Annotated in this window: 15 protein-coding genes and 1 pseudogene; 10 read left to right on the top strand and 6 right to left on the bottom strand. The window is 70.3% G+C overall.

The window, feature by feature from the left end; translation table 11 throughout:
• Both ABT123_RS08085 and ABT123_RS08080 read left to right on the top strand, forming a co-directional pair.
• Positions 1–210 (top strand): annotated as a pseudogene (locus ABT123_RS08085) (ABC transporter permease); the annotation flags it as partial.
• A 207-nt stretch (positions 211–417) separates the two neighbouring features.
• Positions 418–1,290, top strand: coding sequence for a DUF4097 family beta strand repeat-containing protein (locus tag ABT123_RS08080; protein ID WP_351310938.1), 873 nt, complete (start codon positions 418–420; stop codon positions 1,288–1,290).
• A 29-nt stretch (positions 1,291–1,319) separates the two neighbouring features.
• Here the strand turns inward: ABT123_RS08080 and ABT123_RS08075 are convergent, their stop codons facing one another.
• The 4 genes from ABT123_RS08075 to ABT123_RS08060 form a co-directional block, all read right to left on the bottom strand.
• The gene (locus tag ABT123_RS08075; RefSeq protein ID WP_351310936.1) at positions 1,320–2,282 is read right to left on the bottom strand and encodes a zinc-binding dehydrogenase; all 963 of its coding nucleotides are present in this window, start codon (positions 2,280–2,282) and stop codon (positions 1,320–1,322) included.
• Between the two features lie 34 nt (positions 2,283–2,316).
• Entirely contained in the window at positions 2,317–3,879 is a 1,563-nt protein-coding gene (locus tag ABT123_RS08070) for an alkaline phosphatase D family protein (protein ID WP_351310934.1), read from the bottom strand.
• On the bottom strand, positions 3,876–4,364 hold the full coding sequence (locus ABT123_RS08065) for a phosphoesterase (protein ID WP_351310933.1): 489 nt from the start codon (positions 4,362–4,364) through the stop codon (positions 3,876–3,878). Before ABT123_RS08065 ends, ABT123_RS08070 begins: the two co-directional genes overlap by 4 nt.
• 225 nt (positions 4,365–4,589) lie before the next feature.
• Positions 4,590–4,982: a hypothetical protein gene (locus ABT123_RS08060; RefSeq protein ID WP_351310931.1), complete on the bottom strand. Its 393-nt coding sequence runs from the start codon at positions 4,980–4,982 to the stop codon at positions 4,590–4,592.
• A gap of 652 nt (positions 4,983–5,634) precedes the next feature.
• Between ABT123_RS08060 and ABT123_RS08055 the strand changes: the two genes are divergently transcribed.
• The 3 genes from ABT123_RS08055 to ABT123_RS08045 all read left to right on the top strand — a co-directional run bounded on the left by ABT123_RS08055 (position 5,635) and on the right by ABT123_RS08045 (position 7,710).
• Positions 5,635–6,741 (top strand): NsdA family TPR-like regulatory protein, encoded by a 1,107-nt coding sequence (locus ABT123_RS08055; protein ID WP_351310929.1) that lies wholly within the window; start codon positions 5,635–5,637, stop codon positions 6,739–6,741.
• Position 6,742: 1 nt separating this feature from the next.
• The gene (locus tag ABT123_RS08050; RefSeq protein ID WP_351310927.1) at positions 6,743–7,057 is read left to right on the top strand and encodes a 4a-hydroxytetrahydrobiopterin dehydratase; all 315 of its coding nucleotides are present in this window, start codon (positions 6,743–6,745) and stop codon (positions 7,055–7,057) included.
• Positions 7,058–7,257: 200 nt separating this feature from the next.
• Positions 7,258–7,710 carry a hypothetical protein gene (locus tag ABT123_RS08045; RefSeq protein WP_351310925.1) on the top strand — a complete coding sequence of 151 codons (453 nt, stop codon included), beginning with the start codon at positions 7,258–7,260 and terminating at the stop codon, positions 7,708–7,710.
• A 266-nt stretch (positions 7,711–7,976) separates the two neighbouring features.
• Here the strand turns inward: ABT123_RS08045 and ABT123_RS08040 are convergent, their stop codons facing one another.
• Positions 7,977–8,603 carry an isochorismatase family protein gene (locus tag ABT123_RS08040; RefSeq protein WP_351310923.1) on the bottom strand — a complete coding sequence of 209 codons (627 nt, stop codon included), beginning with the start codon at positions 8,601–8,603 and terminating at the stop codon, positions 7,977–7,979.
• A 161-nt stretch (positions 8,604–8,764) separates the two neighbouring features.
• Between ABT123_RS08040 and ABT123_RS08035 the strand changes: the two genes are divergently transcribed.
• Complete coding sequence (locus tag ABT123_RS08035; protein WP_351310921.1) at positions 8,765–9,250, top strand: MarR family winged helix-turn-helix transcriptional regulator; 486 nt, start codon at positions 8,765–8,767, stop codon at positions 9,248–9,250.
• 109 nt (positions 9,251–9,359) lie between these two features.
• Here the strand turns inward: ABT123_RS08035 and ABT123_RS08030 are convergent, their stop codons facing one another.
• Complete coding sequence (locus ABT123_RS08030; RefSeq protein WP_351310919.1) at positions 9,360–9,719, bottom strand: MerR family transcriptional regulator; 360 nt, start codon at positions 9,717–9,719, stop codon at positions 9,360–9,362.
• A gap of 113 nt (positions 9,720–9,832) precedes the next feature.
• Here ABT123_RS08030 and ABT123_RS08025 point away from each other — a divergent pair, with 113 nt between their 5' ends.
• From ABT123_RS08025 to ABT123_RS08010, 4 genes are all read left to right on the top strand, one after another.
• Positions 9,833–10,429, top strand: a complete 597-nt coding sequence (locus ABT123_RS08025) for a DsbA family oxidoreductase (RefSeq protein ID WP_351310917.1) — start codon at positions 9,833–9,835, stop codon at positions 10,427–10,429.
• On the top strand, positions 10,426–10,920 hold the full coding sequence (locus ABT123_RS08020; RefSeq protein WP_351310915.1) for a deaminase: 495 nt from the start codon (positions 10,426–10,428) through the stop codon (positions 10,918–10,920). Before ABT123_RS08025 ends, ABT123_RS08020 begins: the two co-directional genes overlap by 4 nt.
• Before the next feature lie 25 nt (positions 10,921–10,945).
• Positions 10,946–11,266: a DMT family transporter gene (locus tag ABT123_RS08015; RefSeq protein WP_351310914.1), complete on the top strand. Its 321-nt coding sequence runs from the start codon at positions 10,946–10,948 to the stop codon at positions 11,264–11,266.
• Between the two features lie 63 nt (positions 11,267–11,329).
• On the top strand, positions 11,330–11,731 hold the full coding sequence (locus ABT123_RS08010) for a DMT family transporter (RefSeq protein WP_351310912.1): 402 nt from the start codon (positions 11,330–11,332) through the stop codon (positions 11,729–11,731).
• Positions 11,732–11,828: the final 97 nt, after the last annotated feature.

Raw genomic sequence — 11,828 nt, 5'->3', positions numbered from 1 at the left:
GGCGTCGTCCCCACCGACACCATGCCCACCGGCCTGCGCTGGTTCGCCGAGTACCAGCCCTTCACCCCCGTCATCGAAACCCTCCGCGGCCTCCTGATGGGCACCGAGATCGGCAACAGCGGCTGGATCGCCGCCGCCTGGATCCTCGGCATCGCCGTCCTCGGCTTCTTCTGGGCCATGAGCCACTTCAACAAGGACCGCACCCACTGATCCGAAACCCGGAGCAGCACGCGGAAGCCATCGCACCGAACGCAGCACGCAGGACAGAGCAACCGCAGCCCGTGGCCGATCGTGCCGGCACGGGCTGCTTGCCATAGGTCCAGGCTCGCTCCACCACCGCCCTACCCCTTCCTGAGATCCTTTCCGCCCATGCCGGAGCCGGGGACGGCCACCGCAGACCTCCAAGAGGCCCCCGCCATGCCGATATTCGTCACACCGAAGCCGATCCGCGCCACCGTCGAACTCGACGTCGGCAATGTGTGGATCATCGCGAGTGAGCGCACCGACACCATCGTCGACGTGCGGCCCTTCGACTCCTCGGAACCCCGCGACGTGGTGGCCGCCGAGCAGACCCGCATCGACTACGCGACCGGCAAGCTCGTGGTGAGCGTTCCGAAGGCCCGCGACCGGGCCCGGGCGGGCGGAGCGGTGTCGCTGGTGATCCACCTGCCGGCCGGATCGACCGTCTACGGGGACGGGGTGGCCGCCGACTTCCGCTGCGACGGCCGGCTGGGGGAGTGCCGGCTCACCAACGACTGCGGCCACATCCGGCTCTCCCGGACCGGGGCCCTGCACCTGACCTCCGGCCTCGGCAACATCACCGTGGACCGGGCCACCGGCGATGTGGAGGTGTCCGCCGACTGTGGCGACGTACGCATCCACACCATCGACGGCGAGGCCACCGTCCGGCGCAGCAAGGGCGACACCCTGCTCGGCGAGGTCATGGGCCCGCTGGGCGTGTACGTCGAGAACGGCGACATCCACATCGGCCGGACGCACGCCTCGGTCGAGGCGAGGACCTCGCAGGGCGACGTCCGGATCGACGAGACCCTCCGGGGGCCACTCGTCCTGGAGACGGCCTCCGGACAGCTCGAGGTGGGCATCGTCGGCGGCACGGCCGCCCAATTGGACCTCGACGCCCGCTCCGGCACCGTCTACCGGTCCCTGGACCTCTTCGACAACCTGCTCGGCACCCCCGAGCAGACCGTCCAGGTCCACGCGCGCACCGTCATCGGCGACATCGTGGTCCGCCGCTCGGCACTCGGCCTCCGCCCCGACGAATGGCCCTGAGGGGGCGGGGCCGGCCCGTGCCCCAGGCGTCAGACGGTCAATACCACCTTGCCGAACAGATCGCCGGTCGCGAGCTTCTCGAAGCCCTCGCGCGCCCGGTCCAACGGCAGCACCTCGTCGATCACCGGGCGTACGCCGGTCGCCGCGCAGAACGAGAGCAGGTCCTCCAGCTCGTCCTTCGAGCCCATCGTCGACCCCACCACCTTCAGCTCCAGGAAGAAGATCCGGGTCAGCTCGGCATGCGCCGGCCGGTCCCCGCTGGTCGCGCCCGAGATCACGAGCGTGCCGCCGGGCCGCAGCGACTTCACCGAGTGCGACCAGGTCGCCGCGCCCACCGTCTCGATCACCGCGTCCACCCGCTGCGGCAGCCGCGCCCCGGGCTCGAAGGCGTCCACCGCGCCCAGCTCCACGGCCCGCTTGCGCTTCGCCTCGTCCCGGCTGGTGGCGAACACCCGCAGTCCGGCCGCCTTCCCGAGCACGATCGCGGCCGTGGCCACGCCGCCGCCCGCGCCCTGCACCAGGACCGAATCACCGGGGCGGACTCCCGCATTGGTGAACAGCATCCGGTACGCCGTCAGCCACGCGGTCGGCAGACAGGCGGCCTCCTCGAAGGACAGCCCGGCCGGCTTGCGCAGCACGTTCCAAGCCGGGACGGTCACCTGCTCGGCGAAGGTGCCCTGGTAGCGCTCGGTCAGGATCGAGCGCGGCTCGTCCGGCCCGACCCCGTGCCCGGTCTGTCCGATCACGGAGTGCAGGACGACCTCGTTGCCGTCCGGGTCGATCCCGGCGGCATCACACCCCAGGATCATCGGGAGCTTGTCCTCGCCGAGGCCCACCCCGCGCAACGACCACAGATCGTGGTGGTTGAGCGAGGCGGCCCTGACGTTCACGGTCACCCAGCCGGGGCGCGCCCCGGGGGCCGGGCGCTCGCCCAGCTCGAGGCCGTTCAGCGGCTGGTCACGGTCAATACGGGCGGCATAGGCAGCGAACATGCCCCCGGACGCTACTCCTCGGTAACGGCGGGTTCTAGTCCCGCCGCCACTGTGCCGGTGAGTTCTTCGTCGCAGTGTCCTCGTAGGAGCCGGCCACGCCCCGGTCGATGTGGAAGCTGGTCAGGGTGGTGACGGGCGAGTTCGGGTCGCGGCGGTCGGCGATGACCCGGAGGTGCGCGGAGAAGCGGGCGGGCGTCGCCTCGTAGACGTCGTAGCCGTAACGATTCCCCTCGAAGTACTTCAGGTGCGGGTTGGCCCGGCCCATCACCGGCCCGTTGGTCTTGTTCCAGTCCGCCGAGTACGCGCCCGAGGTGACCGAGTGCGCCGTGAACTCCGTCCCGATCACCGGGGAGGCGGTGTTGTCGAAGTCCGGCCGGATGTCGTCCACGAACGCCGAGTGCCAGTCGCCGGTGACCACCACCAGGTCCTCCATGCCGGAGTTCAGCACATGGGTGAGCACCTCCTTCCGCTCGGCCGTGAACCCGTCCCACTGGTCGGTGAACATATAGCCGCCGCCCACCCGGGAGCGCAGCTGGCTCAACATGATCGAGTTGGCCCATACGTGCCAGCTGTCGGGGGCCGCGGAGACGTTCTGCTTCAGCCAGCCCTTCTGCTGCGCCCCCAGGATGGTCCCGCCGGCCAGGTTCTGCGCGGACCGGTACGACCGCAGGTCCAGCACCGTCAGCTCCAGCAGGTCGCCCCAGCGCCGGACCCGGTGGATCTCCGGGTCGGGCAGCCCGGCCCCGCCGGCCGCCGAGGCGTCGCGGTGCGGCTGGTTCTCGTACCAGGCCTGGTAGGCGGCCGAGCGGCGCTTGAGGAAGGGGGCGCCGCCGGTGGTCCCGCTGTAGTCGTTGACCACCTCGTGGTCGTCCCAGGTGAGGTACCAGGGGTGCGCGGCGTGCGCATCGCGCAGCGACGGGTCGCCCTTGTAGAGGGCGTGCCGCCGCCGGTAGTCGGCCAGGGTGAGGGTGGCGGGCGCGTCGTGGTCCCGTACGTGGTCGCCCCCGACCGGCCCGTGCTCGTAGATGTAGTCCCCGAGGTGGACGACAAAGTCGAGGTCCTCGGCGGCGATCCCACGATGGGCGGCGTAGTAACCGTCATGGAACGCCTGGCAGTTGGCGGCGGCGAACCGCACCCGCGGCACCGGGCCGGCGGCGGCGGTCTTCGTCCGCCCCACCCGGCTGGTCTTCCCGAGCGCCCGGAAGGCGTACCAGTAGCGGGTGCCGGGCGCGAGGCCGTGCACGGCGACGTGCACGCTGTGCCCGAGCGTGGCGGAGGCGGGGTGGCTGCCCCGGGCCACCACCCGGCTCAGCGCCGGGTCCTCGGCCACCAGCCACTCCACCTCGACGATGTCGGGCAGCGCCTGCTCGGCGGCGAGCGGCTCCGGAGCCAGCCGGGTCCACAGCACCACACTGCCCGGCTGCGGATCACCGGATCCCACCCCGAGGGTGAACGGCGCCGGGTCGTACGTAGCCCCCAGTGCCTGCGCCGCCTCCAGGGCCTGCGCCGGGGACAGCCCGGCACTCAGCGGCCAGACCAGATTGAGCGCACCGGCCGCACCGGCGGCCTTGAGCAGATCACGCCGATTAAGCCTCACGCCACACCTCCGGCCAGCCCGGTCAGAACAAGGGACACGGCGTCGGCGTACCCATCATTGGAGGTCCCGCCCGCCCGGGTGAACACCAGCCGGACCCGCGCACTGCGGGCCCCCGGCGGCACGGTCGAGGTCACGCTCCGCTGGAGCAGCGCGGTGCGCGCGGCCCGCTCACCGGAGGTCACCGGCCCCAGCACGGACAGCGCGAGCGGGGCGCCCTTGGCATCGCGGAACTCGACGGAGAGCTGCACCCCGTCCTCCTGCCCGAGGTATCCGCCCAGCCAGCCGCCGAGCGTGTAGCGGACGCTGCCGGCATCCACCCCGGCCGGTACCGCGAGGTCCTGCACCAGCTCGGTGACCGGGCTGTTCCCCCCGGAGAAGAACCGGCTGCCGCGCGGCGCGGGCCCGGGGTCGGACGGGGTCGGATACCCACCCCCGAGGCTGTACGCGACCAACGCGGGCGCCCCCTGCCGAATGGTCCACCCCACCACGGACCCCACCGGAGCGGACCCGCCCCCGGGTCCGCTCTCCGCATCTCCGTTGACCACCAGATTCACCGAAATGCCTCCAGCCGCAGTTGAGTTGGCGAAGGAATCCCAGCAGCCCGGGGTGAACGGCATAAGGCGACAACGGGACAGCCCGGCAGACAACTCGCGCAGACGCCCCCGGGCGAGGCACGCCCCGAGACGCCCGCCCCGCGCCGCCCCGGAAGATCAAGAATCCCAGCCGCCCGGCGGGGACGGCCGGCGGCGCAGTCCCAGCCGCTCCTCTTCCTCCCAGCGCCGGAGGCGGTCAAGGTGCACCTCGCCCGCGGCCAGGAGGTCACGGATCACCCGTGCCAGCGAGACCGCCTTCCCCCACGGCCCAGTGGCCGCGTCAGCCGGGTTCAGAGCGGTGACTGCCTCCCAGTTCGCGAGGGCGTTCTCTGCTCCCTCGGTCCTACGTCCCCGCTCGTCGGCGGAGCACGCGACGTAGAAGTAGACCCGACCGCCGTGGTAGTCCAGGTAGCTCAGCCGTTGAGCGGCCTCCTCCTCGCCCGGCGGCTCCACCGTCGCGAGTACGGCGCCGACGGCCCCCGCGAGCTCCGCCTCCCACACGTTGGTCATCGGAAGCGCCTGAGGGGCGGCACGGGCGGCTTACTGCTTACCGGTCGGGGGCAGTGCGGATGATGCACCCAGTCGTCCGGCCGTGCCCCGGAGGCGCTGTGCCGGATGATCCGGCGGGCGTCCCCGCAGATGGGCTCGTCGCACTTCGTGCAGAACCGGACGGCGGTCACTCGCTCACCTCCGACGGCGGACAGGACCACACCTCGGTGTCCAGGACGTGCACACCGGCCCGGCCGAGGATGGTGCCGCGATGCACGGCACCGACGCTGAGGGGCGTTCGGCAGACACAGCAGGCCCGGCCCTGGCTCTGCTCCCGGGTGAGATCGCTGATCGCGGTCGGCAGCGGCGCTTCGTGACAAGGGACTACCTTCAGAGCGGCCTCGGGAGGCCTCTTTGCGGTCATAGGAGGATGATTGGCGGGCACGCTGATGGGCAGATAGGCCATCACGTGGCCATACGTGGCCACGTTGCGGCCATGGCCAGGGACACGCGTGAAGACACCTCAGACTGGGGCCATGAGCCACCGCAACGACGCGCTGCGAGCAGCCAGGCTGCGCGCGGGCTGGCGCACCATGGAGGCCGCCGCCGAGCGTCTCGCCGAGCACGGGCAACGCCTCTTGGACGATCCCCACTTCACGGTGTCCGCGCGCACATGGCGCCGATGGGAGGGCGAGCGGCGGGCTGGCCGCCGGAGGAGACGGCGATCGTGCTGCACGACGTGCTCGGCCGATGGCCCGAAGAGCTCGGGTTCACCACACCGCCCGGGTGGATCCGTCCCGAGCATCACCAAGAGGACGATGTGAAACGCAGGACGTTCGTATCGGTCACGGCGGCTGCCCTCATGCCCGGCCCTACCGCTCCCCAGCACGTAGACCCCGCCCTGATCGCGTATTTTCAGGAGCAGTTGGAGGGCCACTACCGGGCCGACATGTTCCTCGGGCCCCACGACCTCATCGGCACCGTGTCCGCCCAGTACCAGCTCATCGACAAGCTGATCCGGTCCGCCGTCGGGGAGACCCGTCGCGGGCTCCTCCGTGTCGGTGCCGCCTATGCCGCGCTCGTCGGCTGGCTGTACCAGGACGCGGGTGACCTCGGCGCGGCTGCGTTCTGGCGGGGGACAACGCAGGAGATCGCGACCCGCTCGCGGGATCCGCACCTGATCGGGTATTCGCTGGTGAATCTGGCGCAGATCCGTACCGACCTCGGCGACGGGCACGGTGTCATCGACCTGTGCGAGGCCACTCTCGACGATGACCGGATCTTCCCCAAGGTCCGGGTCATGGCCATGCAGCAGCAGGCCCATGGGGCCAGCCTCACCGGCGACCGGGGCGCCGTCGACCGGCTCATCGACACCGCAGACGGCTTGCTGTCCCAGGTCGATGACGACCTGCCATGGGGCAACGCCTGCCGGCGGACCCCGGGCTACCTGGAAGTTCAGCGTGCCACTTGCTACGGCCGGCTTGGCCTCGGCCGCGAGGCGGACTTCCTGTGGTCGCAGGTGCTTGCCGCGGTGCCTGCGACCGCGCGCCGGGACCGTGGTGTGTACCTGGCCCGGCACGCCACCGCGGTTGCCTCCGCTCGGGAGCCGGACCACGCGGTGGAGATTGCCCGGGAGGCCGCGACGATTGCCGCAGAGACCCGGTCGGCGCGGATGCTTCGTGAACTGACCACCCTGGAGCGGGCCATGCGGCCGTGGCACGATGCCCCGGTAGGCCGGGACCTCTCCGAGATCCTGGCGCCCGTGACCGAGGGGAGCTGACATGGGCGCACCGCAGCCGATGAGCGACAAGGCAATCGAGCAGGCACTGGCCGACCTGCCCGGGTGGGAGCGGAACGGCGACGAAATCACCCGCACGTACGAGATCCGCTACCACGCCGCGGTGGCCGCAATCGTGACGATCGCGGATCGGTCCCGGCGGATTCAGCACCACGCGGACCTCGACCTCCGCATCGACCATCTGCGCGCGTCCATCACAACGCACGACGCTGGGCACCGGCTCACCGCGGCGGACTTCGACCTGGCGCACCGGATCGACGAGATCGTGGCGGCACACCAGGCCATCCCGCTGGACTGATCCGGAACGCAGGAAGCGTCCCTGGGAGCGACAACGGCCCAGCCGCACGAAGCGGTCGGGCCGTTGTCATCCGCACTCTGAGCAGCAGCGCCGGGAGCTGCTGGGCGCAGCGTGGTGGCCTACTGAGACGTCCGGCGTGGGAGATCGAGTGGCGGCACATGCGGATGCCGAGCCAGGCGCCCGTCAGGCACGATCTCGGCATGTCTACCGAAGTCAGCGGGATGATCGAGTGCCGACCGGGCGCCCGCCTCTGGGGCCCCGACGACGAGGACTCCGTGTGGCAGGCCGCCATCGACCTGTACCTCCTCAATAACGGCAACGCCTATGACGCCCTCGCCAGTCTCTTCGGCATCCGCAACGACTTCGGCTTCCGTCCTCTGGCCGAAGGCCGCGGCTTTCCAGCTGACGCGTCCGAGTCGCTGCGAACCGAGTACGCGACCTATGGCGGCTCTCCTGACGTACACGGCACAACGTGGATCACCTGGTCCGAGCTCGCCGCCGACGACTGGAGCGAGACGGACAGTTCCGGTACCCGCAGTCGCGACGGTGTTGCGGGAAACGAGACCGACTGGGGACCGGTCTGGAGCGTGATGCGGACGCTCAGCGAACTCCACGGCGCAGACCAGGTGCGGCTTGTCGTCTGGTTCCACTGATCGCAAGATTGGCAGCCGGACGGCCCTGGGGCGGAGGGGCGCACGCTGGGGGCCAGGCCGTGGGCGCCGTCCCGCTACTTGGTCCTCCGGGTCCAGCAGTTAGCCCAGCCTGCCGACCCTGGATGCGGGTCGGTGGAGAGCCTGCGCCGCCAGGGGGCGCATCCTGCTTGCTCCCGCGGAGGTGGCGTACGGCCGTCGCCCGCAAGCCCCGGACGCGGGAGGGCGCCCGGGGGCACGGCGGTCGGCGACGGTCGGCCAACGGTCCGCTAGACGTGATGAGCGGCGGAGATCTGACCGACCAGGACGGCGAACGGCATGTCGAGGGCGGCGTAGACGGCGCCGGACTCGGGAGATGCGTTGTCGGCCAGGGCCTCGACCATGAGGGTGGCGTAGTCGCTGACGATGATGCCCGCCTGCTGCATGCGCAGCAGCCCGGCTTCCCGCTTGGTCTGGCTGAAGGTGCCTGAGGCGTCCACGGCGACGTACGCGTCGAACCCGGCGGCCGTTGCGGAAATCGCGGGCAGCGCCGCGCACACCTCCAGTGACACTCCGGCGAAGATCAGCTTCTGCCGCCCGGTGGCCTCGATGGCTTCGCGGACGCGACCGTCGTGCCAGGCGTTGACCGTGCTGCGGTCGATGATCTTCTGTCCGGGCGGCAGTACGTGAGCCAGCTCGGGGGCGGTCGGCCCCCACATGCTGTCGGCCGCTGTGGTGGTGACGACCAGCGGGATGCCGAGCACGGTCGCCGCCTGCGCCAGCGCCACCACGTTGTGCTTCAGCTCTCCGACCGGGATGTCCCGGACGCCGGACAGAAGGCCCACTTGGTGGTCGACCAGCACCACGGCGGCGTTCTCTCGGGTGATCGACTCCAGGAACTTGCTGCGCTCGCTCATCTTCCGCTCCTTTGGGGGTTGAGCCACAGCCCCTTTGGTCACCAATCTTGATAGTCAATATCAGTGACTATTCAAGGTTATGCCCGAGCCCACCGGGCGGGCAACTAGGATCGCTGGTCACACAGCACAAGCGGCGGACGGCTGCCGGGGCGGGAGAGGCGTTGGCCAAGCACCAGGCTGCGGAACCGGACCTTGGCGTGCTCGCCGCGCGGATCCTCTTCTCCGTTCAGCGCGAACTGTTCACCGCACTCGCCGAACAGGGTTTCGACGACATCCAGCCCCGCGCCGGCGCCGTTCTCGCCTATCTGCGCACCGACGGCATCCGAGCCAGTGAACTCGCCCGCGCCTCCGGACAGCACAAACAAGTCATCGGCTCCCTCATCGACGACCTCGAACGCCTGGGCTACGTCGAACGCAGACCCGACCCCACGGACCGCCGCGCCAAACTGGTCCACCCCACAGAACGCGGCCTGCTTCAGATGGAGGCTGCTGCCGCCATCATGCGCGCGATCGAGGCACGCCACGCGAAAACGCTGGGCGAGCAGGAGTACGGCGCCTTCAAGGCGGCACTCCATCGCGTGGCTGATCTCCAAAACGAGGCCCAGCGCGAGTCGGTTGAGGAACCGGGACGAAGCCAGGGCAACTGAGCGACCAGAGAGGCATCGAGCCCCAGCCGCCCCAGGAGCGCCCTTGGTGAACGAGTGGCCTTGCCCGCCGGGACCCGGCAGGTCTTCACTGCTCGGGCTCGTGGGTTGATCACGGGGCTTGGCCGGGCAAGGCTGTTTCGGTGCGGAGCGCTCGCAGGGTGTCGAGCTCGCGGTCGATATCGCGTCGCTTGGCCTCCAGGCGCTCGGCCTCCTGGGCGAACAGGCGCTCCATGACGCCGTTGCGCTCTTCGAGCGGGGCCTCCATGCAGGGGAGCACTGCGTCGATGGTGGAGCTGCCCAGGCCTGCAGCGAACAGGTGCTGGATCATGACGACCCGCTCGACCGTGGAGCTGTCGAAGTCGCGCCACCCGCCGGGGGTGCGCTCGGAGCGGATGAGCCCGTGCTGCTCGTAGTACCGCAGGGCCCGGGTGCTGACGCCGCTGGCAGCCGCCAACTCACCGATGCGCATGAGACCTCCTGACCTGTTTGCCGACTTCCGTTCCTTGAAGTTGACGCCGGCGTGAAGTTACACGATCTGGGTGTCGCACCCGCCGGGGGTGCCTCGGGGAACCGGAGCTCGCCGTGACTGCTCAGATCCATCTCTGGTTGGACTACGTCTGCCCGTTCTGCCTGATCGCCGACGAGATGGTCGAGCGCGCGATCACCGACCGGCCCGATGCCGAAGTCGTCCACCATGCTCACGAGTTGCGTCCCCGTCCGACACCCACGCTGCGACCGGAGGATCCGTACCTGCCCGATATATGGGAGCGTGCCGTGTACCCGTTGGCACGCCACCATCAGGTGCCGATGCGGTTGCCGACCGTCTCGCCGCAGCCCTACACCGAGTTGGCGTTCCTGGGTGCCCAGTACGCCGCGGAGCAGGGGCGGGCCCACGCCTACCACCGTCGCGTGATGACGGCCTTCTTCCGCGAGGACCTCGACATCGGGGACCGCGCGGTCCTGGCCCGCCTGGCCCAGGAGGCCGGACTCGACCCGGCCGCCTACGCTGCAGCCCTCGACGAGCAGGAATACGCCGAGCGGCACCGGCAGGCGCTGGCCGAGTCGGCGCGGATGAACATCACCGTCGTCCCCACGATCATCATCGGCACCCGGCGCATCGACGGTGTCGCTTCCGAAGGCGTGATCCGCCGGGCGCTGCAGGAAGCGGTCGCCGCATGACTGCCGACACGACCCGGCTCACCGCTCTGATGGCCGACGCCGTGGAGACCTGCGTCCGCCGGGTCGAGTCCGGCGGGATTCCCTTCGTCGGACTGCTCGTCGCCGCCGACGGGTGGATCTCCGACCCTGGTGTGAACCTCGTCCACGAGACCGGCGACCCCACCGCCCACGCGGAGATCGTCGCCTTGCGCCAGGCCGTCCGGGCCCGTGGCCGCTCCGCTCTGCAGGGAGCCACCCTGCTGGCGACGGGAGAGCCGTGTGCCCTGTGCTACCGCGTCGCCGCCGCTCACGGCATCGCCGCCGTCCGCTTCGCCGTCGATCGCGACACCGCCGCCGCGTGGGGGTTCGACTACCGGGCCGGCTACGACGCCGACGCAACCGATCGACTGCCCCTGGAGACAGCGGCCCGGCACCTTGCCGTGGATCGGGGCCTGGCCCCCTTCATCCGCTACCTCGACCTGCACCGCCACGACTTCACCCTCCACTCGTAACCACCACCAGGTAAGGACACCCGTCATGCACTGGCTCTACCTCGCCCTCGCCGTCGTCTTCGAGATCACCGTCGCCATCACCGCGGGCAGGGCGCAGGGCTTCACCCGGCCCGGCTGGACCGTCGCCACGCTGGTCAGCGGTGGCATCGCCACCTACCTCCTCAGCCAGGCGCTGCTGACCTTCGACGTTGGCGTCGGCTATGCGATCTGGACCGCCGTCGCCGGCGTCGGAATCGTCGTGCTCGGGGCCCTCGTCTTCGGGCAGCGTCTGGACTGGCGAAAGTTCCTGGGCATTGCCGCCGTCATCGCCGGAGTCGTCGGCCTCCAGCTCAGCGGAGCAGCCTGACACCTCCGGAATCCAACCCCACCCCCGCCCCCTGCCGAGATCGTCCCTAAGGAAGGAACTCACATGTCAACCACCGCTACCGAGAACGTCACAGCCCGCAGCGACCGAGCCCGCGCATGGCCGGTCCTCCTCCTCGCCGGAGCCTTCGAGATCGCCTACGCCTTGGCCGTGGGAGGCAGCCAGGGCTTCACCGTGCTCTCCTGGTCCCTGATCGCGGTCGTCTTCTTCCTGCTGACGCTCTTCTCCCTGAGCCTGGCCCTGCGCACCATCGACGTAGGCATCGGCTACGCCGTCTGGGCCGGCATCGGCGCTGTGGGAGCGGCACTGCTCGGCCCGGTCTTCTTCGATGAGACCCTCACCCCGGTCAAGGTCCTCTGGCTCACTGTGATCATCGGCGGCGTCGTCTGGCTCAAGCTCTCGGACAGCCCCAAGCAGACGCAGACCAAGCAGTCTGCCCACCAGTAGTGACCACTGCACAGCTGCACACGCGAGGGCGGGCCCGGCGTTGCCGGGCCCGCCCTCGCGTGTGGGATGGGAAGAAGTACGCGTCGGCGATCCAGAA

It is taken from the genome of Streptomyces sp. NPDC002054, from assembly GCF_040296685.1.
In the GTDB taxonomy this organism is placed as follows: Bacteria; Actinomycetota; Actinomycetes; order Streptomycetales; family Streptomycetaceae; genus Streptomyces.
This window is presented reverse-complemented; position numbering and strand designations above follow the sequence as displayed.